This is a genomic window from Hafnia alvei (genome assembly GCF_964063325.1).
GTDB lineage: Bacteria > Pseudomonadota > Gammaproteobacteria > Enterobacterales > Enterobacteriaceae > Hafnia > Hafnia alvei_B.
The window spans coordinates 2058027-2084038 of sequence record NZ_OZ061315.1 but is presented as its reverse complement, the minus strand read 5'-3'; the positions used below and the strand labels follow the sequence as shown (position 1 = coordinate 2084038).

The following is a 26012-nucleotide window of genomic DNA, read 5'->3' as shown; positions in this document are numbered from 1 at the left end:
TCGCCATGACGTTTTTACCGTCTGTTTTACTATTGCCTACTGGGGCAGGAACTAAGCCTACTAAAGGATGAATACTATGACATTCAATTTTGATGAATGGGTCGACAGAAGTCACAGTGATAGTCAGAAATGGAACAAATATGCGAACAAAGACATCATTCCGATGTGGGTCGCTGATACCGATTTCCGTTCCCCACCGGCTGTTATTGATGCGCTGCAAAAACGCGTTGCTGAAGGCGTATTTGGCTACGGTGATCCATCACAGGAATTGGTGAGTATATTTATTGAGCGCATGCGCAATTTATACCAATGGGATGTAAAACCTGAATGGCTAGTCTTTTTGCCGGGTATGGTTTGCGGCTTGAACCTAAGCGTTCGCGCATTTACCGCCCCTCAGCAGCACACATTGGCGCCCTTCCCAATCTATCCACCGTTTGTTAAATCATCCCGCTTTGCCCATCGTCAACAGTTGTCTATTCCCGTGAAGTTACGCGATCAACGCTGGGTAATGGATTTAGACAGCGCTGAGCAACAGCTTACTGGCAATGAAAAACTCATGATGCTGTGCAACCCGCATAATCCGGGCGGTACCGTTTATACGCGCGAAGAGCTTGAGGCTCAGCTCGCCTTTGCACAGCGTCACGACCTCGTCATCTGTTCTGATGAAATTCATTGCGATCTGCTACTAGAACCGGGAGCAAAACATATTCCCATCGCCTCTCTGAGCGATGAAGCAGCCCAGCGCAGCGTCACGCTGATGGCACCATCAAAAACGTATAATATTGCCGGACTCGGCGCGACTATTGCCATTATTCCAAATAAAAACCTACGCGATCGTTTCAACGCTGAACGCGCGGGGCTGGTTCCTAATGTAGATATTTTAGCTTACGTTGCCGCCGAGGCTGCTTACCGTGATGGACAAGCGTGGCTTGACGCTCAGCTTGATTACCTACGAGGCAACCGCGATCTGCTGGTGAAGCGCATCAATGCGATGAAAGGTCTGTCTACCGTTAATCTCGCTGCCACCTATCTGGCTTGGGTCGATGCATCCGAACTGCCGGTTGATAATCCACATGCGTTCTTCGAGCAGGCCGGCGTCGGCCTGTCACCGGGCGCAGATTTTGGTGATGCCAAATTTGTGCGCATTAATTTTGGCTGCCATCGTGATCTTCTGGTCAAAGCGCTCGACCGCATGGAAAATGCCATCAACGCCCTGTAATTTTCCATAAAAAAAGCGCCATAACCCACAACGGAATGGCGCTTTTTTACTTTGAAACTCAAGCTTACTGCTGTTCGCTCGCCACAATTTCACGAATAGAGTAAGGATGGAATTTTATCGTGACTTCACCATCGGTGACCGCCAATGTCGGATTTGGCAAACGCTCTTGCTCCCCTTTTGGGCTGCTGAATTTCAACTTAATGCCCGGCGCCAGCAGTGCCGAATCTGACAGTAATTCTAGCGCGCGCGGATGCAAGGTTTCAGGATCGCCGCCAATGACCAATTCAACATGCTCCCAGCCTTCGTGCGGATAGCGTTTTTCACCCGGGTAAGGCAGCTCCACGCAGTCAATCAGCCACGGTCCCACACGAAGCGGCTGGCTGAGGTCAAACAAACAAATGGGCCGACCGTTAATCATATTTTCAGACAGCAGTGCTCCACAAGTTTCGAACCCCGCTCTCCAGCGATCGGCCGTGGTATTCTGGTGACAGCGTAAAGAGATATGATCTGCACTGAAGGCAGACAAATCGAGCTCAAGCTTGTCGGCAAACCCCAGTAACAGCGCAGTAAAACGATCTAAATCTGCATCTAAATCGCGCAGTGTTTCAATCTCTGCCAAAAATGTCATTTTCTCTCTTCTCCGCTATCTACAAGGCTGCGTACTTTACCTGCTCTTTTCACAGACTTCCACGCCCTATTTATGGCGGCTATATTCGCTGCATAAGCGCATGCTTGCTGACTCACACAGCGAATTGACATATAATTATCGGCTGTTTTGGTGCATATGCGCCTCGATTAACGATCTCACATATAAAACGCCGTCGTCACACACGTCTGGCGTTACAAACTTAAGGTAACCCGGTGAATATTCAGGTACTTCTTTCAGATAAAGTCACCCAAGCTCTGGTGGCTGCAGGCGCTCCTGCTAACAGCGAAGCTCTTGTCCGTCAATCCGCGAAAGCGCAATTCGGCGACTATCAGGCCAATGGCGTCATGGGCGCGGCAAAGATTCTGGGTATTGCTCCACGACAACTGGCAGAACAGGTGCTAACCCATCTTGAGCTAGACGGTATCGCTAACAAAGTCGAAATCGCGGGTCCGGGTTTTATTAATATTTTCTTAGATCCTGCATGGTTGGCAAAACAAGTCGAAGCAGCGCTGGCAGATGAGCGTTTAGGCGTTGCTCCGGTGAAACCACAAACTATCGTGGTTGACTACTCCGCGCCTAACGTCGCCAAAGAGATGCACGTCGGCCACTTGCGCTCCACCATCATCGGTGATGCATCCGTTCGCACCTTGGAATTCCTTGGCCACAACGTTATTCGCGCCAACCACGTCGGCGACTGGGGTACCCAGTTCGGCATGCTGATCGCCTATCTGGAGAAAATGCAGAACGAACACGCGAATGAAATGGACCTTTCCGATTTGGAAGCCTTCTATCGCGAAGCGAAAAAGCATTATGACGAAGATGCCGCGTTTGCTGAGCGCGCACGTGCCTATGTAGTCAAACTGCAGGGCGGCGACGAATACTGTCGCCAAATGTGGCGCAAACTGGTCGACATCACTATGTCGCAAAACCAGAAAAACTATCAACGTCTGAACGTCACCTTAACCAAAGATGACGTGATGGGTGAGAGCCTATACAACAGCATGCTGCCTGGCATCGTTGCAGATTTGAAAGCCAAAGGTTTAGCGGTGGAAAGCGAAGGCGCAACCGTTGTATTCCTCGATGAATACAAAAACAAAGACGGTGAGCCTATGGGCGTCATCATCCAGAAAAAGGATGGCGGCTACCTGTACACCACCACCGATATTGCCTGTGCGAAATATCGTTACGAAACGCTGGGCGCTGACCGCGTGCTGTATTACATCGACTCCCGCCAGCACCAGCACTTGATGCAGGCATGGACTATCGTGCGTAAAGCGGGCTACGTACCAGACTCTGTTAGCCTCGAGCACCACATGTTCGGCATGATGTTAGGCAAAGACGGCAAGCCATTCAAAACCCGTTCAGGCGGTACCATTAAACTGTCTGATCTGTTGGAAGAAGCGGTTGAACGCGCAGGCAAACTGATCGCCGAGAAAAATCCAGATCTCAGCGGCGAAGAGCTGGCTAAGCTGGTTGAAGTTATCGGCATTGGCGCCGTGAAATACGCGGATCTGTCAAAAAGCCGTACCACGGATTACATCTTCGACTGGGACAACATGTTGGCGTTCGAAGGCAACACCGCGCCATATATGCAATACGCATATACGCGTGTGTCTTCCGTATTCAAACGCGCCGGTATTGATGAAAAATCGCTGACCGGTGATATCGTCCTGACGGAAGATCGCGAAAAAGCGTTGGCGGCTCGCCTGATTCAGTTCGAAGAAACCATTACTCAGGTGGCTCGTGAAGGCACTCCGCACGTCATGTGTACCTATCTGTATGACTTAGCGGGTCTGTTCTCAAGCTTCTACGAAGCGTGCCCTATCCTGACAGCCGAAAGCGAAGTACAGCGTAACAGCCGCCTGAAATTGGCTGCGCTGACGGCACGAACGCTGAAAACAGGTTTGGATACGCTGGGTATCGAAACCGTAGAGCGTATGTAATTCGTTTATTATTCGTCATATTGCTCTGACATAAAAAACCGGCCTTGATGGCCGGTTTTTTATTGTCTAACAAACATCATCACACCACGACGTTGCGCGTAAAGTCTCGTACACGGAATCCAAGCAGTGCCAATGCTGCAAAATAGGAGCCCGCACCAACCACGACCACCGCCATTAAGCGTAACAAACGCATCAGCATGTTGCCTGAGTCCCACGCTGGCATAAACCACATCATACCAATGAGCACCGCAGTCATGATAACAACCGCGACCACCAGCTTAACCAAGAATAGGGTCCAGCCCGGCTGAGGGGTGTACATTTTTTGCTTACGCAACTGCCAATACAGCAGGCTAGCATTAAGACAGGCCGCAAGACCAATAGAGAGAGAAAGCCCCGCGTGTTTAAACGGCCCAATAAAAGCTAAGTTCATCAGCTGAGTCAGAATCAATGTGGCGATGGCAATTTTCACCGGTGTTTTGATGTTCTGACGGGAATAAAACCCGGGTGCCAACACTTTTACCAGGATGAGCCCCATCAAACCGACTGAATAGGCAATCAACGCTCGCTGCGTCATCTCGGTATCAAATGCGGTGAACTGACCATATTGGAACAGAGACGCAATCAGTGGCTTAGATAAAATCCCCAGCGCAATTGAGCTCGGCAGTGCCAATACAAAGCACAGACGCAGCCCCCAATCCATCAGGCGGGAATACTCTTCATGCCGTCCACTTGAAACGCTTTTCGCCAATGAAGGCAGCAAAATAGTGCCCAATGCCACGCCCAAAACGCCGGAAGGAAATTCCATTAAACGGTCAGCGTAGTACATCCAAGAAACCGAGCCCGACACCAAAAATGACGCGAAGATGGTGTTGATGATCAATGAAATCTGGCTCACGGAAACACCAATAATGGCGGGCCCCATCAGCTTCATCACGCGCCAAACGCCTGCATCACGCAGGTTCAAACGCGGCAGGACTAACATCCCAATCTTTTTCAAATGTGGCAGTTGATAAGCCAACTGCAATACGCCACCCACGGTGACCGCCCACGCCAATGCCATCACCGGTGGATGGAAATACGGAGCCGCAAACAGAGAAAAACCGATCATGCTGACGTTTAAAAAGGTCGGCGCGAAAGCAGGCACCGAGAACCTATTCCACGTATTCAGTATTGCGCCCGCTAACGAGGCCAAAGAGATCAATAAGATATAGGGGAAAGTGATGCGCAAAAGCGACGAAGTCAGCGTAAATTTATCCGGCGAATCGACAAAGCCCGGCGCAGTTACATAAATCACCCACGGCGCTGCCAGCATGCCGAGAACCGTAACCACCGCTAGCACCAACGTGAGCATACCGCTGACGTAAGCAACAAAGGTCCGCGTTGCCTCTTCACCCTGCTGACTTTTGTATTCCGCTAAAATAGGCACAAATGCCTGTGAGAACGCGCCTTCAGCAAAAATACGTCTTAACAGATTCGGCAGTTTAAATGCGACAAAAAAGGCATCTGTTGCCATTCCTGCACCAAAAATACGCGCCACAAGCGCATCCCGCGCAAATCCCAACACGCGCGAAAACATGGTCATCGAGCTGACCGCCGCCAGTGATTTTAATAAATTCATGAGTTAGTTTTTTCAACGGTTGCGGCCCTTACTGAATAACAGCAAGGGCAATTTAGGAGCACTAGTCTACTTATCTCACGCGGAAGATCTAGCTAGAGATGTTACAAACCAAGATGATGGAGATAAAATGCGCGCCAATGCGCCTACTGAGAAAGTAGGCTTTCAATAATTCGCTGAGCGGCAATCGCCTGTTCACCCGAGGTTATTGGCGCCGTTTGGTTCTCAACGCTGTCGATAAAATGATTCACTGCGCCAACAAATCCTCGTTGCTCAAGGGTTGATTGCCAGCCAGAGATAGGCAACTCACTCAAAACGGTATCACGTTCGATGTGCAAGCTCCTAAGATCCTGCGCATCATAAATCGCCCCGTTACTGACAACCTGCATCACTTCACGCTGCGATCCCGCCGCACGGTGCATGGAGGTGGTAACCTGAATCTGCCCTGCGCTAAAGTGATGCTCGGCATAAATCATTTGCCCCACGTCGTTGGTGTGCAAGGTACCCGACTTTAGCTTTAAGTTTTTGCCGCTCATCCATAGCGCCGTATCCACCACGTGCAGATAGTCATCAAGCAAAGTGAAGCGAGCATCCTTGGGGCCAATATTTTGATGTCGATGTTTATCCATGCGAATGGCGGCTATATCGCTGGCCTGCTGTTTTATTTGCACGTAGCGCGGGGCAAACCGGCGATTAAATCCCACCATTAAACGACAGTTTTTCTGCTCAGCTAACGTAATTAATTGCTCGGCCTGATCGAGCGTTTCCGCCAACGGCTTATCGACGTAAACATGTTTGCCGCGCAGCAAAAGCTCGCGCACGACATCAAAATGCGTATTGGTGCTGCTGTGCACAAACAGCGCATCGCACTGTGCGGCAAGTTCATCTAAACGAGAAAATGCCGTCATTCGGTAGCTATCGCAAACTCCCTGCGCCTTAGCCAGCGTGGGAGAAAAACCACCTACCAACTGCCAGCGCTCTGCCTGACTCAAAATAGGCAAATAGGCTTTTTGCGCGATACCACCTAAACCAACAACGCCAATACGTAATTTCGTCATTCTTGTTCTCTTAGTCAGCAAGGTGATCTAGCAGGCTTTGTACGCGCTCTTTTAATTCGGCCACTTCGGCTTCAAGGGCTTCGACACGCTCGGCTAATCCACTATCAGCCGGCGCACTGTAGGTACTTTCAATAGCCGAGGTCGCAACGTTTTCAACCTCACCGCTAAAGAGATGCGCATAGCGGCTTTCACGTTTACCCGCCTCACGTTCTAGACGAACCACAAAAGGGCCATCCTCACGCGATGCTAACTCATTCAACACCTGTTCAACCTGAGTCACATCGCTAAACTCATGCATGCGGTTGGTACGCGTGCGCAACTCGCCGGGGGTTTGCGGCCCGCGAAGTAATAGGCAACACACCACCGCAACTTCGGCATCTGAGAATTTCAGGTTTCCGAACTCTGAGTTACAGAACCGATGTTCGTATTTCATCACGCGACTGCCGGGAATACTTAATGAACGCACCTGATGCTTTTTCATCAACATATCCAACGTTGACTGCACGTCAGACTCGCTAAGATCCATCACCGGCTCACGGTTGGTTTTCTGGTTGCAGGCGGTGGTTAAACCATTGAGAGAAAGTGGATATTGATCGGGCGTCGTGACCTGCTTCTCAAGAAAACAGCCAATCACGCGAGCTTCAAGTGGAGATAATGGGTTTTTCATTGGTCTTAGATCCTTGTGAACGCAAACAGTTAGCGCGGCGCAGTCCATTCTCGATTAACCAGCGCAGTCAAAACGTGATCCTGCCATTTACCGTTGATCAGCAGGTAATCTTTGGCATAGCCCTCTTTCTCAAAGCCCATACGCTTGAGTAAATCCCCACTGCGTTGGTTATGCGGCATATAGTTAGCCATAATCCGATGCAGCCGCTGCTGGCGGAACATATAACGAATCGCCGCCTGCGCACCTTCATACATTAAGCCCTGCCCCTGCCATTTCTCACCGAGCGAATAGCCAAGATAGCAAGCATGGAAAGAGCCACGCAGTACGTTACTGAAATTAGCCACACCTCGAACTTCATTCTCATCGTGATCGAGCAACAAAAAATAGTAGGCGCTACCCTGTTTTTGCAGCTCATTGATGAGTCCTAATCGAGCCTGCCAGCCCGAAGGATAACAATGACTTTCATCGCGTACAGGTTCCCATGGTTTTAGGAACTCGCGGTTTTCTGCGTAATAGTCGGCCAAACGATAGGCATCGCGGTCATGAACCAAACGCACCACCAAACGATCGGTGGTTAAACGGACTTTTGGCCCGCTATTGTGATAGCCAAACATCGATCCTCCAGCCCCACGTACAAAAATTTTATTACTTATCACTATAACCGCTCTTTGTATGGCGGGTAATACCTTAGCTGTAGCAATATTGCGCACTTAGCAGCGGTTAAGGCCTTTTTATTCTATTTCTGCTGTCTGGTTAACGGTTAATTTCTTACTGCTCATAATGAAAAGTATTATTAGGGTGACTATTTGCAGAAAAATATTATTAATCAAACCTATACCCACGCTGAAAATGGGTAGAAAATGAACGAGTCAATCCCTCCTTTTTTATTTTCTCGCTGATGGTGAAACATGTCGCTGGTGTCGCAAGCTAGGAGCTTGGGTAAGTACTTTTTATTGTTAGACAATTTACTGGTTGTACTCGGTTTCTTTGTCGTTTTCCCTCTTATTTCGATTCGCTTCGTCGACCAACTCGGTTGGGCCGCGGTAGTGGTGGGGGCAGCGCTGGGATTGCGACAATTAGTCCAGCAGGGATTAGGCATTTTTGGTGGTGCCATCGCCGACCGCTTTGGCGCAAAACCGATGATCGTCATTGGCATGTTGCTGCGCGCTGCGGGGTTCGCCTCAATGGCGGTTGCCAGCGAACCTTGGATCCTGTGGCTCTCCTGCGCCCTCTCTGCGCTGGGTGGAACGCTGTTTGACCCGCCGCGCACTGCGCTGGTGATTAAATTGACCCGCCCGCATGAGCGCAGCCGCTTTTATTCATTATTGATGATGCAAGATAGCGCAGGCGCCGTGGTGGGTGCGCTGATCGGCAGCTGGCTACTACAGTACGATTTTCATTATGTGTGCTGGGTCGGTGCGGCTATTTTCGTGCTGGCGGCGGCCTGTAATGCGTGGCTACTGCCCGCCTATCGAATTTCGACGGTTCGTGCGCCGATAAAAGAAGGCATGATGCGCGTTATTCGCGACCGGCGTTTCCTGCTTTATGTTCTGACGCTGACGGGTTACTACATGCTGGCTGTTCAGGTCATGCTGATGTTGCCCATTATGGTCAACGAAATTGCAGGCACACCAACGGCGGTAAAATGGATGTATGCCATAGAGGCTACGCTGTCTCTGACGTTGCTCTACCCTATCGCGCGCTGGAGCGAAAAGCACTTCCGTCTCGAAACACGGTTGATGTTTGGGCTATTGATTATGACCATCAGTATGTTCCCTGTGGGTTTAGCGACCGAGCTGCGCACGCTGTTTATTTTAATCTGTTGCTTCTACTTCGGCTCAATTATCGCTGAGCCAGCACGTGAGACGCTAAGTGCCTCATTAGCCGATCCGCGTGCGCGAGGCAGCTATATGGGCTTTAGTCGTTTAGGCTTGGCGCTGGGTGGCGCTATCGGTTATACCGGCGGCGGTTGGATGTATGACACCGGCCAAGCACTTGGAACACCGGAACTGCCGTGGTTTTTACTCGGTGTGGTCGGCGTGCTTACGCTGATTCTATTGTACTGGCAGTTCAATCAACGCAGCATCGCTCCTGCCGTGTTGGGTGGGAGCTAAGCTCCGCTGAAGTACTGCGTTCTGAATTTTCGTCATTATCTGATTCAGAACGCAGTACGTTCCCTCTAAATTCATTTGAACATTTTGCCCATCATCTGTGAAAAAGGTGTTTTTCGTCCGGCGATTAATGCGCATTAACAGGATGAAACATACGTTATTTTTCTCTCTGATAGATCTATGACACAATCAGGTCGATAGCATTAACATGTTAATTAGCACACTTATTTTATTCTGTATTTAGAGGTCAGATAATATGAAAAAGGCGATTTATATTGCAGGGATCGTTGCTGCGGGGCTGGTATTAGTAGCCTGTAATAAACTGACCCAATACACCATTACTGAGCAGGATATGAACCAATATCTGCAAAAGTATAATAATTTTCAGAAGCAAATTGGTATTTCAGGGTTAGTTGACGCCGATATCACCGTCGACCAACTTAACAGCCAAATTGGACGAACTGACCCCAATAAAATTACGCTAACGGGCCATGCCAAAGTCAATATCAGCTCAATTCTTGGCCCACAGACCAGCGATCTACAAATCACACTGCAGGCGCAGCCGGTTTATAACAACGAGCAAGGTGCCATTTTCCTGCGTGATATGGAATTAACCGATTACACGGTTAAACCTGAAAAAATGTCTGGCGTGATGAAAGCGGTGGTTCCGTATTTAAACCAATCGTTAAAAACCTATTTTAACGAAAAAGCCGTTTATACGTTGGATCCGAATAAGAGCGAAAAAGAAGCCTTGGCGAAAAAACTGGCTAAAGGCATCGAAGTTAAACCGGGCGAAATCATTATTCCTTTCACTGATTAATACTCGGCCTGCCATAATAAAAAGCCGGCGCTCATGATTGAACGCCGGCTTTTTTATTGAGCAGTTCGAAAACGTTTATTCGGCGTCTTCGGCAGAGCTCTCATCTTCAGAAAGTTCATCCCACATGGCCTGAAGCGCTTCACGCGTCAACTCAGCCAGCGTGCGATAAAACGCGGTGGTTGCATGCGCTTCGACTTTACCCAGAAACTTACCGCACCACGGCAATAAATACTCATCAAACAGCGCGATTTGCGCCTGGACTTCGTCTTCGGCAGACTGATCTTCCAACCACGATGCGGCAAGCAACAGCTGCCCAAAGGCGTCAGCAGGCTGGTCGCTCAAAGGCATTCCACGCTGGGTTAAAAAATCACGAACTTCCTGCTCGGTGGCATTCTCTTGATAATCGCTACGATGAATATCAACGGACGCGTCGTCACCGCTAAACATGGCGTCGTAATCAGCGCTTAACGCGGCACGATCTTTCGCTGCGGTTTGCAAACGGGTCAGCAGCGCATCTTGCTCAATGGGCCAAAACTGCTGCAGTTTACCTTGCGTCATCAGTTCAAATACGGGAGTCAATACGGCATCCTGCGGCTGGCGGGAAAACAGGCTTCCCAACAAACGGCAGATGATAGAAAAATCGTTCATCTCTAATCCTGAAAAATATGGCCTGAAAAATATGGCCTGCAAATACGGCTAAAAAATGTGACATTGTCACTTCACGCGAGTTGCTAATTAATTACCAATCGGCCAGTTCTGGGATCGCACCCTTCCCTCGCTCAACCAGAAAATCGAGCAGACGGCGCGGCGTTACGTTGAGCACCCGATCCTGCGGGAAGTTTACCTCATTCATGATCCGGATACAGTGATCAAAACTTCCCAGCGAAAATGCAACATGCGAATCTGACCCTAGCGACAGATAGCCACCGGCATCACGCACCGCTTCCGCAATGGCTCGGCAGTTTGCTTCACTACCAATTCGCGAATGTGTAAATGAGGAGTTGTTCAGCTCTAGCGCCACGTTATAACGCGCAGCCGCTTCAGCAACCGCGCGAATATCGATTGGAAATTTCGGATTGCCCGGATGGCTAATAATGTCAGCATCGCCGTTGGCCATGGTGGCGATCATCGCTTCGGTATGGCTATCGCGGTCGCGCGGTGCAAACACCGGCTCGTGGAATCCCGCAATAATCAGGTCCATCTCGTCTAACATACGGCCCGTGCAGTCAATTTCGCCCTGCGTATTCTTAATGTTAGATTCGATGCCGCGCAAAATAGCCACGCCATCAACAATGCGTGGCCACACACGCATGTTCATGAAATGCCAATAATGCGGCGCATCGGCCATATCAGGGCCGTGATCGGTAATGGCAAAAAGTTTGATACCACACTTTTTTGCTTGGGCGATATAGTCATGAAGGGTGCTGTAAGCGTGGGTACTTGCCACGGTGTGCATATGCAAATCTACGGGATACATGGCTTCTCCTGTCTAAGGCCCGCTGGTTTTGGCACCAGCAGGCGTGTCCCTATAAGGTTAGCAAATAGAACGTATTCATACAGCAATGAATATTTTCTAAAGCATCAATAACCTAAATCCATGTTTACTACACCTTCCGGCGTTTTCCCAGCTTCAATCGCCAAGATGTTTTGTGCGACATAATCCATCGCAACGTCGGGCAGGGTGATAGCGGCGATATGTGGCGTAATCGTCACTCGAGGGTGTTTCCAGAAAGGATGATCGGTCGCCAAAGGTTCTTTGGCAAACACGTCGAGCGTTGCCGCGGCAACCTGTCCAGACTCCAACGCAGCCAGCAAATCATCCTCTTTCATGTGCGCGCCGCGCGCCAAGTTGATGATATAGGCACCCGCATTAAGCTGCGCAAACAGAGACTGGTCGAGAATACCCACGGTTTCTGGCGTATTCGGTAGCAGGTTTATCAGCAACTGGGTCCCTTGGAGGAACGACGCAAACTGATCTTGACCGAAGAAACTCTGAACGTCGCTATAGTGTTTTTCCGTGCGGCTCCAGCAGCGAACCTGTAGGCCAAACGAAGCCAAACGCTCAGCCACTTTTCCGCCCAGAACCCCCGCGCCCAAAACCCCCACCACAAACTGCGAGGCGTCATGCGGTGCCAGATACTGCCAGACACCCTGACGCTGTTGCTGCTCGTACTCGTCGAAGCGACGGAAATAGCGCAGCGCGGCGGCCGCCGCATACTCTTCCATCTGCAACGCCATTCCGGTGTCTTCTAAACGCACCAGCGGAACACCTTTCGGCAACGTTCCTGGATTCGCCCTTTCCTGAGCTAAAATCGCGTCAACGCCTGCGCCCAGCGCAAATACGCCGCGTAAATCTTGACGCTTAGCCAGCATCTCAAACGGCGGTTGCCAAACCAGCGCATAGTCTGCGGGCTTATCATCCCCAAATTGCCACTGGCGAATATTCGCTTCCGGTAAGCGTTTCCGCATACCATCCAGCCAAATCTGCGCATTAAAAAACGGATGGTAGTAAATGATATCCACTTCGTGCCTCCAGTTTTCTGTCTTAATCACATTGTTCGCTCGCGCGGTATTATCTAGCCTGATGCTGTTGGGCAATTAATCGACGCAGCAGCGGGATTAACAACACCAACACCACGCCGGTGGCGACAGAACCCCAGCCTAACGCATTGAATACGCTGCTGTAGCCAGGGTTAGTTTCTAACGGTGTGCTGCCGCTATTTTGCGGCATCAACCCTGAAACGTATCCGGCCAGCACGGAGGCCACGCCGGTGACCATCATCCAACAGCCCATCATCAAACCTTGATGGCGTGCCGGCGCTAGTTTTCCGATCATCGCGTAGCCAATTGGCGAAATCATCAGTTCACCAAAGCTTTGCAACACATAGCTCAACGCAATCCATTTGAATGCGACTAAACCATCACCGCCTGCAAGTTGGATCCCCAGCGGCAGAACCAGCATACCTAATCCCATGCAAAACAGTGAGGCACAAAATTGCAAAGGTATATCAATGTTTAAGCCACGTTCACGTAAGCGTTTAAATAGGAGTGCCATCAGCGGTCCACCGACGACAATCACTACCGTATTAATATTTTGGATCCACTGAGGTGCTACGCGCAGACCATAAACATTCAGATCGATATTATGCTCGGAGAACAGCATCAAGCCCATTGGGGCCAGCTGGTACAGCGACCAAAACACTAAAGATCCTGCTGCTAAAATCAGGTAGGCCACCATACGACGACGCTCGTCGGCTTCACGATGACGCAGCGTCATAATGCACAGCATAATGAAAATCAGAATGCCTAACACGACCACGAAATAGCTGCTGAAATCGGCGTGGGTCAGCAGCACACGGATAATCGGCACCAATGCCACCAGCACAACCAAGCCCGCCAGCATTCGCAAATAGAAAGATTTGCGCGATGCCTGCTTGAGAGGAGTATTGATGTCCGCCAAGATGCGCCAGCGCGATAGCGTAACCAGAATGGCAACCGCATTACCGATGGTGGCAAATAAGAACAGTGCGCGATAGTTTTCACTGAGTTGGAAATACCCCGCGACGGCAAAACCGGCAAAAAAGCCAAGGTTCATGCCCGCATAGTTCCACAGGAATGCGCCTTCACGGCGATCGTCGTCTGGGGCAAAGCGTTGGGTCAGCATCATGTTCAGGCACGTGACGTTTAATCCGCTGCCGGTAAGGAACATCGCCAATCCCCAATACAGGCCTGATACGCCCAACTCAGCAATCATGTAACAGCCGATGACCTGCAATACCATACCTAAAATAAAGAGGTTACGGTTGCTCAGGCAACGGCCACCGAGATAGCCGCCAAACAGGTGCAGCCCATAGTTAAACGCACCAAAGACGCCCATCATGGCATTGGCATCGCTTTCGCTGAATCCTAGCCGCTTGGTCGCATACAGCACCAAGGTGGAGTAAAGCACGGCAAAACCAAGCGTTGAAAAGGTTTGGATAAAGAATAGTGCACCAGAGCCAGCCGGAATGGCGCTGCGGTGTGATGATGGTTGAATGGGTGTCGTCGAGCTCACCGCTGTCCCCTTACTAAATGATGTTGTAGACACTCTTCCTGAGGATTACCTGGGCCTAGGATCGGCGGGCTTGTTGGCTATTATTCCGTTATCTTTTGTTCAAGCCTCGTTCTCATTTAGCGAGATAAATATCCAAAACACCAGAGTTAATGTTGTTATTTCGTCTGTTTAGTCATTATTTATCCAGTTTATTGGCGTAACTATTCACGTTTGCTGGTTTTAAAAACTTACGTCGCCTTCATGTATACATCTTGAAGCTAATGTTTTTATATACAAAGGCCATTACAATCTGGTTTTCATTATTGATAAGGCTGATTATGCGTCTGCGAAATCTACTCCCTACCCTTTTGACCAGTTTGTGTTTGCTCACCCCAGCGGTGTACGCCGATACAGCGGAACCTACGGCGGCATGGGTGCAAACTCTAAAACAGGCAGAGGGTCAAACGGTTTATTTCAACGCTTGGGGTGGTAGCACGCAGGTGAATCACTATCTCGACTGGGTAACGGCCGAGCTGCAAACCCGCTACGGTATTACGCTAAAACAGGTAAAAGTGGCAGATATTGCTGAGACAGTTAATCGCATTCGTGCTGAGAAAGCCGCTGGCAATACCGCAAATGGCAGCACCGATCTGGTGTGGGTCAACGGCGAAAACTTCAACGCCTTAAAACAAAATGGTTTACTGTATGGCCCATTCGTACAGGCTTTACCCAACTGGCAATGGGTGGATAAAAAACTGCCGGTAACGCAGGACTTCACCGTACCTACCGACGGATTTGAAGCGCCTTGGGGCGTCGGGCAACTGGTCTTTATTCATGATGTAAAAGCCACGCCGAATCCTCCTGCCGATCTTTCCGCATTGCTTAATTATGCGAAAGTTCATCCAGGACGTATTACCTATCCACGCCCTCCTCAATTTCACGGTTCCAGTTTCTTGAAAATGGCGCTGATCGGGCTAACGTCGGGCGTTGCGCTAGACAAACCGGTCGATGCAGAGACATTTGCCCGCGATACGGCACCGCTGTGGGCTTATCTCGACGCCCTGCATCCGTTCCTGTGGCGGCAAGGGAAAGTATTCCCAACCAGCGATGCGCAGATGATCCAGATGTTTAACGATAATGAACTTGATATGGCGATTACGTTCAATCCTGGCATTGCGCCAGCGGCTATTGCCGCCGGTAGCCTCCCGCCCGATGCGCAAACTTACGCATTAAATCAGGGTGCACTCACCAACGTGCACTTCTTAGCGATCCCCTTCAACGCACGCGCCAAACCCGCTGCCGAAGTTGTGATTAATTTCCTCATGTCGCCAGAGGCACAGGCACGTAAGGCTGATAGTAAACAGTGGGGAGATCCGAGCGTTTTAGACGTTGAGCGTTTACCACCGGCTGAGCGCGCACTATTTACCGCGCAGAAACCGCTGTTTAATGCCATCGCGGAGCCTCATCCGTCGTGGCAAGTGGCATTGGAAGCTGAATGGCAAAAACGCTACGGGCACTAACAGGGTGTTGTAAAAGACGCCAGCTATCGTTGAGGAAAACAACAATCTGCTGATTGTTTAGCTAAACAGTTGGTTTTGATAAAAATAAAGTTGACGCATCACGCTGTTTTCCCTACATTAGCGCCCATCGCAACGGCGACGCTGCGATAAACGGTGAGGTGTCTGAGTGGCTGAAGGAGCACGCCTGGAAAGTGTGTATACGCGAAAGCGTATCGAGGGTTCGAACCCCTCTCTCACCGCCATATTCTAACAAAAAGCCCTGAATGAAAATTCAGGGCTTTTTGTTTTTCCCCTCGTCTAGCATCACACATGCCCATCCTCTCTAATTCGCAAATCGGCATACGATAAAAATACAGTTTTATCTTAATACAAGATACAGATCATTTATGTGTTGGATTTTTGAGTATATAAATAGATACGTTGCTTATTTAGCATAACAATCTATTAAAGCTAAATTTTATGGATGAAAAAATGGATAATAAAATAGCTCGTATCTGCTGGAATAGTAATGATTGGAAAAAGCCTTCAGGCCCGAATGGAAAAAGTACTGATAACAACTCATTCGAAGTGAACCCTGGATTTGGACACGAGGAATGGTTGTTCGACTATACAAATTTAATTCACGGATATCAGTACTCTTTTCTTCAACCCATTAATAACAATGCTCATAAAGGGAGGGTCTACACGATATATTTATATTACTTTGAGAAGGCATCTAGCAAAAAAATCTGTATAGGTCACATAGCGAATGTGGTCTGTATAGATGAGCATGAAGCCCAAAGTGCTATTAACCACTTCGGGGAAAATGGTCGATTAGCAAAAATGCAGCATGATTTATCCTCAATTGGATTAGAGCCTACATCGATAACTAAAAACACATCAGCCCTTCTAAATTTCAATATAAAGTTCAAACCGGATGATGTTGTATTATATAACAATCCAATAGATATTACAGAGAACATAAAAAACCATAGATATATTTTACTGAATACAGATGAAGCTCCCTTCGAAGGGAAAAAAGACAATATTGATCCATTATCATCCGATATAACTAGCATTCTTACCTCCGATTTGAGCGATACTGAGAAGGATACGCTTATCAAGGCGCGTATTGGTCAAGGCCGTTTTAAAGAGAATGTGATTAAAACCTGGGGCGGGGAAAAATGCGCAGTAACATTAGTAAATATTAGAGAGATGCTAATAGCATCTCACATAAAACCCTGGCGAGATTGTGAAAGCTCGGATGAAAGGTTAGATGGCGCTAATGGTATATTATTGTGTTCTCACATAGATAAACTGTTTGACCGTTATATGATTACTTTTAAATTTCAAGGCTACAAGTGCATATTAAAAATTTCTCAGCATTGTGATAAGCAGCAACTGAAGGGATTGGGTATATGTGATGGCGAAGAGTTAAATCTAGATAATATCAATGTAACTGAGTTAAGTCGTTTTAAAAAATATATAGAACATCACAATGCTATTTTTGACCAAAATAACTAATGCGGGCTCTCTGTTCTAACAAAAAGCCCTGAATGAAAATTCAGGGCTTTTTGTTTTTTATCATTCAGGCGTGCGTGCTAAATGGCTAAATGACGTTCAGTTTCACATCAATATTGCCACGGGTTGCGTTGGAATATGGGCATACCTGATGCGCTTTCTTCACCAGATCCTCTGCCACGCTACGTTCGATACCTGGCAAACTGATATCCAGCTGAACCTCAATCCCAAAGCCTCCTGGAATTTCGCCTATTCCCACGGTACCTTCAATCTGAGCATCGGCGGGAACTTTGACCTTTTCTTTCGAGGCCACAAATTTCAGTGCGCCGAGAAAACAGGCCGAATACCCTGCGGCAAAGAGCTGCTCTGGATTGGTCACCGCACCACCGGCACCGCCCATTTCCTTTGGTACGCCCAACTTAACATCCAACACACCGTCAGATGAGGTGGCACGACCATCTCGGCCGCCGGTGGCTTTCGCTTTTGCACGATAGACAACTTTTTCAATCGACATAACGTTTTCCTTTTGGCTGATTAGAGAATTGTGGTTTAGTCACTTTAATTTGGTAACTCACTTATATTGGGTAACTGTAGTACATCTCGACCAAGGATGATGTCAGAGCACTCCGATTGGCTATTCCCTCGCCAGACGCGCGTTTTTACTGAAATTATTCTTGACCCTGCGAGGGTGAATCCCTATAGTAGCGCCCCGTTGCAGTGCATAGCACGGCAACGAAACGGTGAGGTGTCTGAGTGGCTGAAGGAGCACGCCTGGAAAGTGTGTATACGCGAAAGCGTATCGAGGGTTCGAACCCCTCTCTCACCGCCATATTCTATAAAAAAGCCCCGAATGAAAATTCGGGGCTTTTTTATATCTAAAATTTAGGTTGGGGTATGACTCTTGGCCTCACACTATTCCGTCAGGCCAAGAATCGTTAGCCACCTACTTTCCGGCGTTTTTAGCTGCCAAAGAGCGCAGTAGCACACCCAGCGTAGTGCCGTTATGCAGCAACGCACTGGCGGTTGGCGTTAACCAGCCCAGCGCCGCAGCCAGCATAATGGAACTGTTCACCCACTCCGTTAGACGAATATTGCTGTTGACCAGCTTCATCGCTTCCAAAGAGAGCTCACGTGCGGCCACAATGCCGTGCAGATGATCCTGCAACAGCACGGCGTCTGCCGCCTGCTGAGCCAGCTCCGTGCTCTGGTTCATCGCTAAGCCTACGTTGGCCTGCGTTAGCACCGGAGCATCGTTGATACCGTCGCCCACGAACAAGACACGGTGTCCCTGCTCTTGTAACTGACGCACCACGTCAACTTTGCTTTCTGGCGTTGCCTGCGCATAAAAACGATCAATGCCCAGTTCCGCGGCTAATTGCTCCGCTTTCTCCGCTTTATCGCCGGTCAGCAACACAACGTTGTTGATGCCATGCTCGCGCAGCTGTGCAATTACCTGAGCAGCCTCTTCACGCACGTTGTCCTGTAGACCAATCATACCCACGAGCTGATTATCCAAACCGATAAACAGAAGATGACGGCCTTGCTGTTCCAGCTCAGCAATTTCATCCGCATACGGGGCAAAATCGATATCATAGTGACAGCTGAGGAAGTGACGGCTACCAATCACCATCTGGTGATCGTCCAACTCACTCAATAGGCCATGAGCAATCACGTATTCAACTTCGCCGTGGTTAATGTGCGGTAATTCGTGATGTTCTGCCGCTGCTACCACCGCACGCGCCAATGGATGATTGCTGTGCTCTTCAACCGACGCGGCAATAGCCAGCAAACGTTCAGCCCACGTGCGCTCCGGATCGAAGCTCACCACATCGGTCACCAGCATGTCGCCATGGGTGAGCGTGCCGGTTTTATCGAAGACGACGGTATCAACCGCTGCCAACTGCTCGATTGCACGACCGCCTTTCAACAGCAGGCCGTTGCGCGCAGCACGATACATGATCGACTTGAACGCGATTGGCGTACTAAGTTTTAACGCACATGAGTAATCGACCAAGAACACCGAGGCCAAGCGTTGCCAGTCACGGGTCATTGCAAATACCGCTGCGCCCACGCCCATGGTGATCGCCACACGGCGATCGGCCATTTCCTGCGTGACCTTCTGCGTCTCACTACGCTGGCTTAATGAGTCAGTGATAAAGCGGCGGATATTGGCCGTAGAAGAATCATCGCCAACGCGTTCGGCACGCACGGCGATATTGCCATCTTGTACCTGCGTACCCGCATAGATCCACGCGCCAACCTCGCGGCGAACGGGAACGCCCTCGCCGGTCATCGATGCTTGGTTGATTAACCCGACGCCACGAATCACGGTGCCATCGGCGGGAATATTATCGCCCGGCCCCAATAGCATCACATCGCCGTTAACCAGAGCTTCAGACTGGATTTCAACGCTTTGCCCATCACGCTCAACCCAAACCGGATGCTCGCGCGGCTGCATGAGGCTTGCCAACAACGCATCGGAATGACGGCTGGTTTCCTGCTCCATATATTCGCCAAGCGTCAACAGCGATTGGGTCAGCATCGCGGTACGATAATCACCGCGCGCCATCGATAACCCTAGCGCCAGCGCGTCCAGCACTTCGACTTTCAGCTTACGCTGGGCAAGCTGATGTGCCCCTTCGCTCAACGTCGATGACGTCAGCAATAAGGTTGGCAACGCCGCCCATTTTTTGGGTAACAGCTGAGAAAGCGCCAGCCCACCGATGTTAAGTAGGTTATCCCCGCCACAGTATTCGGTTTCGTATTCGCCTTCGGTTCGCTGCGCCCAATCGAGGCTGCGCAGCTTAGCTAATAGCGGTTCCTCGCTGGTCGCCGCCACGTCATAGGTGATGACTGCCGAACGTGCCTCAGGCCGCAGGCGTGTCCCCGTCACACCGGGGAATGAAAGCAGCTGACGCTTCAACCATGCCGCACAATCTGGCATGGTGCGAAGCTGAGGAACACGCACGCGCATACGCCCTGGCAGACGGTGTACAACAACAATCATGTCAGGAGAGATAGCTTTCACTCGGCGTCCTGTTCCTTGCTGTGGTAATAATCGAGCTCGGCCTGTAAATCTGCCAGACGCTCTTTGAGCTCTTCCACTTCGCCCCGCACGGTTCCCCATGCTTTGCTCGCTGTGGTGGTGATCCCCTGCTGAACCTGACGATTAGTCAGTAAGTACGCGATAGCTGCACCAGCCACCATGCCAGTTAGCAAGTGAGTACGTCCATTCGCCTGACGATAGTTCGAAGGCTGAGACGCAGCGGGCTGTGCAGGCATCTGCTGTGGATTAACATAGCCTTGCGCATTGTTGTAGTAGTAATACGGGTAACCATAAGGATAGTTAGGCTGATTCATTGTCATTTTCCTTATTTTTCATTGCGTCCATCAGATAAAGTCCGGCAGCTCCGGCACTGATCACGGTCAACATCGTTAAGAGTGGGCGGCCCGCCGTTGCGCTGGCGACCGCCATCACAGCACCGCTAACCAAACCCGCTTTGGTGGCATCGCTAACCACTTTCGCCGCCGTTTGATTGAGGCTTTTCTCACCGTTCTGATAGCTGCGCCACTGTTCAATACAAGACGTCGTCGTTCCTACCAAGGCGCCAGCAATCAACGCGCGGCTGACGGAACTTAATTCATCACGATTGTTGCTCATCCAGAGATCCTTCCGTCTCTTGCCCTTCTCCCATCGCAGCGGCGGCAGGCGCAGGCTGGCGATGACGTTCTACTGACTCAGTGAAACCATCTTTACCGGCTTTCAGCGTGTCACGAAAAATCGTGCTGCTGGTAGTAGCGGTTTCTTTGATCGTTTCTGCTCCGCTCATCACGCCATCTTTCACTTTCGCACCGCCGGTTTTCAACAAATCGCCAGCGTTAGCCACGGTTTGCATCAACATGTTGCGTACGCTTTCGTTGGTCAACAGCAGCGTGGCAGCTGCGCCGATCATCGCGCCTTTCCAGAATTCTTTATCGTCGGCACCAATTGTGCTGATGATGTTTTTCAGCAAACCAGCCTGTTCGCCCATCATGCCTTCAACCATACCCTGCGCCTGTGAGCTCCAATCAAATCCCGGAGCAGCTGCGTGATGATGGTGATGTGGATGATGCGGATGTGGCATAGCCTGTTGCGGTGGCATCATTGGCTGCTGCGGCATCGGATAGCCCATTGGAGGGAATCCCGGCATCATGTGCGGATACCAAACCGGCTGCTGTGGCCAGCCCATCGGCGGCTGCTGCGGCTGCGGGGGCATCTGCTGAGCAGGCTGTTGTTGCATCTCAGGCATCGGCGGGTAATACGGATAGCCAAACGGTGGATAATAAGGTGCACCCTGATTCATTGGGTTATTGTTGTCGTTACTCATAGTGTGATCCCTTATTTGCTTTCTGAATGTGAAAGAATGGAGTAAATCTGCTCAAGAGCCTGATGAGCGAGAGCGTCGTCATCGCCAAAAAGCTGATTAAGTGTTGTTGGTGAAATGTGCGCGGCACTGTATTCCAGCACCAGACTTCCCGTGGCCGTATTCAGTGAATAGCTACGCAGATAGCCCTCTGGGTGGCATATTTCTTCAAGTGCAGACAGCTTGTTCTTGCTTAAACCTGAAATCAGGCGATTGGTGAAGCGCAAACGAATGCGCCCTGGAATATGATGAGCCACCTCAACAAAGCGACGTAGCGTCATGAGTCCGTTTAAATCTTCTAACTGCATGAAAAATCCCGTTCATCATTGGCGTTCAAGTGCAAAGTACTTTGGATGTCTAGGGCTAATCTATCGTATAAAGCTATAGGTATTCACACTAAAAGTAAGCTTTTAGCGCTATGTTTGCGGTCCATCAATTAATGATCGAAAGTGAGAATTGATACGTTCTGAAAGTGCGGAAAAAGTCGACAAGGGATAGACAGAGTGATTTCATTAATATAAATTATTCTCATTACGGTTATCATGTATGAGGCTCACATGTCACCTTACCTGCACCAAACTCAAAATCGCATCCGTGTACGTTCGGATTTTATTCAGCGCAATCCAAAGCTTGTCAAAGAAGCGATCAAACAACTGCAAGCGACAGATGGAATTGAAGAGATCACTCACCGCCTTTATGCGGGCTCGGTGGCGATTCGTTTTGACTCTAAGCAGGTCAAAGCAGCAGCTCTGCTCGCTCAGATTGAGGCAATGGGCTGGTTGTCTGTGCAAAAGGACAAAGACTACATTGATAGCACCATTCGCCGTAGCGCGGTCTCTTTAGTTAAAGGCATCGCCATTCTGACCTTAAAACGTACCGTGGGTGGCTCACTGGTAAGCGCGGTTACTGCCCTCGCCCGCTAATGTATATTCTTTCTTAAACGCCGTTTCTGCCCGCAGAGACGGCGTTTTGCTATCTAGTGAATTAGATTCGTGATTAGCATCGCGGCTGAATTAACGTTGAACGTGCTGAGTTATAACTAACCGGTCTAGCTCTGCGCTATGCCAAACGTTATGCTGCCATTTTTAGATGAAGGAAAACCCTCAATGAATACTGAAGACGAATTAGCCCTGCTTGCCGCAGAAGAAGCCAACTTGCAGTTTTCTTCATTTAATACCGATAGCGCATGGGAAATTGGCTCTGCGCTGAAAGCCGAAGCTGAACGCCGTGGGGTTGCCGTCAGTATTGATATTCAGTTAGCTGGGCACACGCTATTCCATTACGCCATGCACGGCACATCTCCAGATAATGCCGAATGGATCCGTCGGAAACGCAACGTGGTTAATCGCTTTCATAAGAGCTCTTATGCTATCGGTCTGCGGTTACAGCAACGCAATTCGACGCTGGAAGAACGCTACGGCCTAAGTTTAAATGACTACGCCGCGCACGGCGGCTGTTTTCCGCTGATCATTAAGGACACTGGATGTGTAGGAACCATCACTGTTTCTGGTGCTCCGCAACTTGACGATCACCAGATAGTAACAACCGTAATATCTCGTTTTCTCAAGTTAACCGCTCGTTAACCGCTATACCGACTAAAAGTAGAAATTGACTTCATTCAGCTTCGCCATTGCTATAGCGTAATATACTGTCTGTATTGAGCAATGGCGCAGCAATAAACCACGATATCTATCGCAAAAAAATAGCGTTATTCACCCGCAATGTTGCTGTCGGCACCACAATTTTCTACTAATTAGTCATTAGCCACCACGGTGTCAATTAAGCATTCGCACCGATATATATTAATTGCTCATCTTTAATTTACGCATGCGCCATTTAAGCGGAGTATTTCGCGCTGACGTTCATCTCTAGAAGACTTACCTGCCAGCATCGCTAAAGCACTGGTTAATGACTCATCAGATAGATGAGCGCCGAAGCGCTGAGTATAATCAATAAAAACACCATGAAAACAAATAATTTAGCTGACGACGTATAGTTCACCCACAAACTCCATTGCTTAAAATAATAGTAAAAAAAATTGAAAAGCTCACTGCTATGCTCAGCCATATGTCATTAATAGCGCTTTATGTAGACTTATCTAAAAGTAAATAGTCGATGGCATTAGCGTGATAAGAATCAACAGAAAATAGTTTCGCTGGTAGATAACCTATGAGTAAAAGCGATCAAATAACTTAGCGTTCCTCAAATTCATGCGAATTTATCTTCTAATAAGAATAAATATTATCATAAGAGTCAATATAGGATTTTTATTCCACTTTTAATTATCGCTAACATAATCCATTCTTTCTCACCCTCATTTTCGCGAGTCTAGGCCCGACTTTGGCATCAGGTTTAATTTGCTCTTTAAGATTGATAAACCAGCTTTTTTTTGACTTTGAGAGAGAGTTATAGACTTTAGTCAAGGCAATTTCAGCCAACTGGGTGTAAACTGTCATGGATGGTGGTTGATTCAGTAACCTAGTTCTAGGTCTGATGAAAACAGTGGTTAGAAATTGTGCCCTTCTTTGAGATTCTGTTTCATCCGTTATATTCCGGTTCCAAAGCGATTCGTCGCTGGAGTGATTCTTTTGTGTGAATCAGCGGATTTATCGCGATAAAGCAAGCTTGGGGTGTACCAAAATTGTGCCCATTTTGTCACCAGCGGGAGTCCATTTGGCCAGATGCCAATGGTGTAGTCGTTGAACCTCTCTTAGGGAGCTAGGTCACTAGCTAACAATTCGTATAATGAAAACGCATAAAATTAACGGTGTGATGCCGTTTAGCGCGCTGATAGAGGCCTGCTGGCGTGAGCCTTATAACGCACAGCGCTTTGTTAAAGATATTATTGCCGGCATCACCGTCGGCATTATTGCGATTCCTTTGGCGATGGCCCTTGCCATCGGCAGCGGCGTACCGCCTCAATATGGTTTATATACCTCAGCCGTTGCGGGTATTGTGATCGCATTAAGCGGCGGTTCACGTTTTAGTGTTTCAGGCCCGACGGCTGCTTTTGTCGTTATTTTGTATCCAGTGTCGCAACAGTTTGGTCTATCCGGCCTGTTACTGGCAACGTTGATGTCTGGGGTATTTTTACTGCTGATGGGGCTGGCTCGTTTTGGCCGTCTGATTGAATATATCCCCCTTTCTGTCACCCTTGGTTTCACCTCTGGTATTGCGATTACCATTGGAACCATGCAAATCAAAGATTTCTTTGGTTTGCATCTCGAACATGTGCCAGAAAGTTATCTCATGAAAGTCGCGGCGTTAGCGCAGGCTCTGCCCACCATTAGTTGGGCAGATACGCTGATTGGCGTAACCACGCTGGCAGTATTAATTTTCTGGCCTCGATTAGGGCTGCGTTTACCGGGGCATTTACCTGCGCTACTGGCTGGTACTGCCATCATGGGTATTTTTGCGCTCTTTGATACGCACGTAGCCACTATCGGTTCTCGCTTTAGTTACCTGCTCGCCGACGGTACCCAAGGCCAAGGCATACCGCCGATTTTGCCGCAGTTTGTGCTGCCGTGGAATCTGCCATCGGGAAATGGGCAGCCTATTGATTTAAGCTGGAACACGCTCACCGCCTTGATGCCAGCGGCCTTCTCTATGGCGATGTTGGGTGCTATTGAGTCCCTACTGTGCGCAGTGGTTCTCGACGGTATGACCGGGAAAAAGCACAATTCTAACGGCGAACTTATCGGGCAGGGATTGGGTAATATTGCTGCGCCTTTCTTTGGCGGTATCACTGCTACGGCGGCGATTGCGCGCTCAGCCGCTAACGTTCGCGCGGGAGCAACCTCCCCTGTCTCTGCCGTTATTCACTCACTGCTGGTGATCCTCGCCCTGCTGGTGTTAGCGCCATGGCTCTCCTTCCTGCCGCTGGCCGCAATGGCTTCACTGCTGCTAATGGTGGCGTGGAATATGAGCGAAGCGCATAAAGTGGTTTATCTGCTGCGTCGCGCCCCGAAAGACGACATCATCGTTATGCTGATGTGCATGTCATTGACGGTGCTATTCGACATGGTGATTGCCATAACAGTGGGGATTGTGCTGGCATCTCTGCTGTTTATGCGTCGTATTGCACGGATGACGCGCTTAAGCGTGTTGAGTGAATCGGCCGAAACGTCAACGCTGATGCTGCGCGTTAGCGGGCCTCTATTCTTCGCTGCTGCCGAACGTATCTTCTCTGAGCTGTTGGCACAAAGCGAAGATTACAATACCCTCGTTATGCAGTGGGACGCGGTTCCGGTGCTTGATGCGGGAGGGTTGAACGCATTCCAGCGCTTCGTTGAAGCGTTACCCGAAGGGAAACAGTTGATTATCACCGATATTCCTTTCCAACCGCTGAAAACCTTTGCTCGCGCTCGGATCGCGCCCATCGCGGGCAAACTCGCCTTCTTTTCTACCCTGCCAGACGCAGTTAAACATTTGAACGAGAGCGTTTCCTCTTAGTTCTAAGCTCGTTAGAGACAAA

General features: G+C 49.4%; 24 protein-coding genes and 2 tRNA genes. 11 read left to right on the top strand and 15 right to left on the bottom strand.

Features of this window, described 5'->3' with window-relative positions; all coding sequences use genetic code 11:
* Positions 1-76 precede the first annotated feature (76 nt).
* Positions 77-1219: a MalY/PatB family protein gene (locus AB3Y96_RS09920; protein ID WP_367299093.1), complete on the top strand. Its 1143-nt coding sequence runs from the start codon at positions 77-79 to the stop codon at positions 1217-1219.
* Between the two features lie 64 nt (positions 1220-1283).
* Here AB3Y96_RS09920 and AB3Y96_RS09915 read toward each other — a convergent pair whose 3' ends face one another.
* The gene (locus tag AB3Y96_RS09915; RefSeq protein WP_367299092.1) at positions 1284-1847 is read right to left on the bottom strand and encodes a VOC family protein; all 564 of its coding nucleotides are present in this window, start codon (positions 1845-1847) and stop codon (positions 1284-1286) included.
* A 233-nt stretch (positions 1848-2080) separates the two neighbouring features.
* On the opposite strand from AB3Y96_RS09915, the gene argS reads away from it, so the two are divergent.
* A complete protein-coding gene (gene argS / locus AB3Y96_RS09910; RefSeq protein ID WP_072307499.1) occupies positions 2081-3811 on the top strand; it encodes an arginine--tRNA ligase in 1731 nt (576 codons plus the stop codon).
* Positions 3812-3890: 79 nt separating this feature from the next.
* Here the strand turns inward: argS and murJ are convergent, their stop codons facing one another.
* From murJ to rimJ, 4 genes are all read right to left on the bottom strand, one after another.
* Positions 3891-5429: a murein biosynthesis integral membrane protein MurJ gene (gene murJ, locus AB3Y96_RS09905; protein WP_367299091.1), complete on the bottom strand. Its 1539-nt coding sequence runs from the start codon at positions 5427-5429 to the stop codon at positions 3891-3893.
* A 143-nt stretch (positions 5430-5572) separates the two neighbouring features.
* On the bottom strand, positions 5573-6484 hold the full coding sequence (locus AB3Y96_RS09900; protein WP_072307497.1) for a Gfo/Idh/MocA family protein: 912 nt from the start codon (positions 6482-6484) through the stop codon (positions 5573-5575).
* 10 nt (positions 6485-6494) lie between these two features.
* On the bottom strand, positions 6495-7151 hold the full coding sequence (locus tag AB3Y96_RS09895; RefSeq protein ID WP_367299090.1) for a DUF480 domain-containing protein: 657 nt from the start codon (positions 7149-7151) through the stop codon (positions 6495-6497).
* Between the two features lie 29 nt (positions 7152-7180).
* Positions 7181-7765 (bottom strand): ribosomal protein S5-alanine N-acetyltransferase, encoded by a 585-nt coding sequence (gene rimJ / locus AB3Y96_RS09890; protein WP_072307495.1) that lies wholly within the window; start codon positions 7763-7765, stop codon positions 7181-7183.
* A 294-nt stretch (positions 7766-8059) separates the two neighbouring features.
* On the opposite strand from rimJ, the gene mdtH reads away from it, so the two are divergent.
* Together mdtH and AB3Y96_RS09880 are read left to right on the top strand one after the other, a co-directional pair.
* On the top strand, positions 8060-9265 hold the full coding sequence (gene mdtH / locus AB3Y96_RS09885) for a multidrug efflux MFS transporter MdtH (RefSeq protein WP_046457730.1): 1206 nt from the start codon (positions 8060-8062) through the stop codon (positions 9263-9265).
* A gap of 253 nt (positions 9266-9518) precedes the next feature.
* Positions 9519-10082 (top strand): lipoprotein, encoded by a 564-nt coding sequence (locus tag AB3Y96_RS09880; protein WP_072307494.1) that lies wholly within the window; start codon positions 9519-9521, stop codon positions 10080-10082.
* A 75-nt stretch (positions 10083-10157) separates the two neighbouring features.
* Here the strand turns inward: AB3Y96_RS09880 and AB3Y96_RS09875 are convergent, their stop codons facing one another.
* The 4 genes from AB3Y96_RS09875 to AB3Y96_RS09860 all read right to left on the bottom strand — a co-directional run bounded on the left by AB3Y96_RS09875 (position 10158) and on the right by AB3Y96_RS09860 (position 14136).
* Entirely contained in the window at positions 10158-10730 is a 573-nt protein-coding gene (locus AB3Y96_RS09875; RefSeq protein ID WP_072307491.1) for a molecular chaperone, read from the bottom strand.
* 91 nt (positions 10731-10821) lie between these two features.
* The gene (locus AB3Y96_RS09870; RefSeq protein WP_025801880.1) at positions 10822-11559 is read right to left on the bottom strand and encodes a phosphatase; all 738 of its coding nucleotides are present in this window, start codon (positions 11557-11559) and stop codon (positions 10822-10824) included.
* A gap of 104 nt (positions 11560-11663) precedes the next feature.
* Entirely contained in the window at positions 11664-12605 is a 942-nt protein-coding gene (gene ghrA / locus AB3Y96_RS09865; protein WP_367299089.1) for a glyoxylate/hydroxypyruvate reductase GhrA, read from the bottom strand.
* Between the two features lie 49 nt (positions 12606-12654).
* A complete protein-coding gene (locus AB3Y96_RS09860) occupies positions 12655-14136 on the bottom strand; it encodes a peptide MFS transporter (protein WP_367299088.1) in 1482 nt (493 codons plus the stop codon).
* A 317-nt stretch (positions 14137-14453) separates the two neighbouring features.
* Here AB3Y96_RS09860 and AB3Y96_RS09855 point away from each other — a divergent pair, with 317 nt between their 5' ends.
* From AB3Y96_RS09855 to AB3Y96_RS09845, 3 genes are all read left to right on the top strand, one after another.
* Positions 14454-15635, top strand: coding sequence for an ABC transporter substrate-binding protein (locus tag AB3Y96_RS09855; protein WP_367299087.1), 1182 nt, complete (start codon positions 14454-14456; stop codon positions 15633-15635).
* A gap of 152 nt (positions 15636-15787) precedes the next feature.
* Positions 15788-15877, top strand: a tRNA-Ser gene (locus AB3Y96_RS09850).
* A 229-nt stretch (positions 15878-16106) separates the two neighbouring features.
* Positions 16107-17138, top strand: a complete 1032-nt coding sequence (locus tag AB3Y96_RS09845) for an HNH endonuclease (protein WP_367299086.1) — start codon at positions 16107-16109, stop codon at positions 17136-17138.
* A gap of 85 nt (positions 17139-17223) precedes the next feature.
* On the opposite strand, the gene AB3Y96_RS09840 is transcribed toward AB3Y96_RS09845, so the two are convergent.
* On the bottom strand, positions 17224-17649 hold the full coding sequence (locus tag AB3Y96_RS09840; RefSeq protein WP_072307485.1) for an organic hydroperoxide resistance protein: 426 nt from the start codon (positions 17647-17649) through the stop codon (positions 17224-17226).
* Between the two features lie 225 nt (positions 17650-17874).
* Here AB3Y96_RS09840 and AB3Y96_RS09835 point away from each other — a divergent pair.
* Positions 17875-17964: transfer RNA gene (locus AB3Y96_RS09835), tRNA-Ser, on the top strand.
* A gap of 114 nt (positions 17965-18078) precedes the next feature.
* On the opposite strand, the gene AB3Y96_RS09830 is transcribed toward AB3Y96_RS09835, so the two are convergent.
* The 5 genes from AB3Y96_RS09830 to AB3Y96_RS09810 are packed head-to-tail and all read right to left on the bottom strand — an operon-like array spanning position 18079 to position 21846.
* The gene (locus AB3Y96_RS09830; RefSeq protein WP_367299085.1) at positions 18079-20163 is read right to left on the bottom strand and encodes a heavy metal translocating P-type ATPase; all 2085 of its coding nucleotides are present in this window, start codon (positions 20161-20163) and stop codon (positions 18079-18081) included.
* Positions 20160-20495 carry a YtxH domain-containing protein gene (locus AB3Y96_RS09825; RefSeq protein WP_367299084.1) on the bottom strand — a complete coding sequence of 112 codons (336 nt, stop codon included), beginning with the start codon at positions 20493-20495 and terminating at the stop codon, positions 20160-20162. Before AB3Y96_RS09825 ends, AB3Y96_RS09830 begins: the two co-directional genes overlap by 4 nt.
* Positions 20482-20796, bottom strand: a complete 315-nt coding sequence (locus AB3Y96_RS09820) for a hypothetical protein (RefSeq protein WP_004090330.1) — start codon at positions 20794-20796, stop codon at positions 20482-20484. The genes AB3Y96_RS09825 and AB3Y96_RS09820 overlap by 14 nt, the downstream gene beginning before the upstream one ends.
* A complete protein-coding gene (locus tag AB3Y96_RS09815; protein WP_072307483.1) occupies positions 20780-21502 on the bottom strand; it encodes a YtxH domain-containing protein in 723 nt (240 codons plus the stop codon). The genes AB3Y96_RS09820 and AB3Y96_RS09815 overlap by 17 nt, the downstream gene beginning before the upstream one ends.
* Before the next feature lie 11 nt (positions 21503-21513).
* Positions 21514-21846 (bottom strand): HMA2 domain-containing protein, encoded by a 333-nt coding sequence (locus AB3Y96_RS09810; RefSeq protein ID WP_367299083.1) that lies wholly within the window; start codon positions 21844-21846, stop codon positions 21514-21516.
* A gap of 249 nt (positions 21847-22095) precedes the next feature.
* Between AB3Y96_RS09810 and AB3Y96_RS09805 the strand changes: the two genes are divergently transcribed.
* The 3 genes from AB3Y96_RS09805 to dauA all read left to right on the top strand — a co-directional run bounded on the left by AB3Y96_RS09805 (position 22096) and on the right by dauA (position 25990).
* Entirely contained in the window at positions 22096-22461 is a 366-nt protein-coding gene (locus tag AB3Y96_RS09805; RefSeq protein ID WP_072307481.1) for an HMA2 domain-containing protein, read from the top strand.
* A gap of 183 nt (positions 22462-22644) precedes the next feature.
* Positions 22645-23121 (top strand): heme-degrading domain-containing protein, encoded by a 477-nt coding sequence (locus tag AB3Y96_RS09800; protein ID WP_367299082.1) that lies wholly within the window; start codon positions 22645-22647, stop codon positions 23119-23121.
* 1162 nt (positions 23122-24283) lie between these two features.
* A complete protein-coding gene (gene dauA / locus AB3Y96_RS09795; RefSeq protein WP_367299081.1) occupies positions 24284-25990 on the top strand; it encodes a C4-dicarboxylic acid transporter DauA in 1707 nt (568 codons plus the stop codon).
* Positions 25991-26012 lie beyond the last annotated feature (22 nt).

Coding starts and splice junctions, on each gene's coding strand:
- AB3Y96_RS09920 (WP_367299093.1), top strand. CDS start 77: ATGACATTCAATTTTGATGAATGGGTCGACAGAAGTCACAGTGATAGT.
- AB3Y96_RS09915 (WP_367299092.1), bottom strand. CDS start 1,847: ATGACATTTTTGGCAGAGATTGAAACACTGCGCGATTTAGATGCAGAT.
- murJ (WP_367299091.1), bottom strand. CDS start 5,429: ATGAATTTATTAAAATCACTGGCGGCGGTCAGCTCGATGACCATGTTT.
- AB3Y96_RS09900 (WP_072307497.1), bottom strand. CDS start 6,484: ATGACGAAATTACGTATTGGCGTTGTTGGTTTAGGTGGTATCGCGCAA.
- AB3Y96_RS09895 (WP_367299090.1), bottom strand. CDS start 7,151: ATGAAAAACCCATTATCTCCACTTGAAGCTCGCGTGATTGGCTGTTTT.
- rimJ (WP_072307495.1), bottom strand. CDS start 7,765: ATGTTTGGCTATCACAATAGCGGGCCAAAAGTCCGTTTAACCACCGAT.
- mdtH (WP_046457730.1), top strand. CDS start 8,060: ATGTCGCTGGTGTCGCAAGCTAGGAGCTTGGGTAAGTACTTTTTATTG.
- AB3Y96_RS09880 (WP_072307494.1), top strand. CDS start 9,519: ATGAAAAAGGCGATTTATATTGCAGGGATCGTTGCTGCGGGGCTGGTA.
- AB3Y96_RS09875 (WP_072307491.1), bottom strand. CDS start 10,730: ATGAACGATTTTTCTATCATCTGCCGTTTGTTGGGAAGCCTGTTTTCC.
- AB3Y96_RS09870 (WP_025801880.1), bottom strand. CDS start 11,559: ATGTATCCCGTAGATTTGCATATGCACACCGTGGCAAGTACCCACGCT.
- AB3Y96_RS09855 (WP_367299087.1), top strand. CDS start 14,454: ATGCGTCTGCGAAATCTACTCCCTACCCTTTTGACCAGTTTGTGTTTG.
- AB3Y96_RS09845 (WP_367299086.1), top strand. CDS start 16,107: ATGGATAATAAAATAGCTCGTATCTGCTGGAATAGTAATGATTGGAAA.
- AB3Y96_RS09840 (WP_072307485.1), bottom strand. CDS start 17,649: ATGTCGATTGAAAAAGTTGTCTATCGTGCAAAAGCGAAAGCCACCGGC.
- AB3Y96_RS09825 (WP_367299084.1), bottom strand. CDS start 20,495: ATGAATCAGCCTAACTATCCTTATGGTTACCCGTATTACTACTACAAC.
- AB3Y96_RS09820 (WP_004090330.1), bottom strand. CDS start 20,796: ATGAGCAACAATCGTGATGAATTAAGTTCCGTCAGCCGCGCGTTGATT.
- AB3Y96_RS09815 (WP_072307483.1), bottom strand. CDS start 21,502: ATGAGTAACGACAACAATAACCCAATGAATCAGGGTGCACCTTATTAT.
- AB3Y96_RS09810 (WP_367299083.1), bottom strand. CDS start 21,846: ATGCAGTTAGAAGATTTAAACGGACTCATGACGCTACGTCGCTTTGTT.
- AB3Y96_RS09805 (WP_072307481.1), top strand. CDS start 22,096: ATGTCACCTTACCTGCACCAAACTCAAAATCGCATCCGTGTACGTTCG.
- AB3Y96_RS09800 (WP_367299082.1), top strand. CDS start 22,645: ATGAATACTGAAGACGAATTAGCCCTGCTTGCCGCAGAAGAAGCCAAC.
- dauA (WP_367299081.1), top strand. CDS start 24,284: ATGAAAACGCATAAAATTAACGGTGTGATGCCGTTTAGCGCGCTGATA.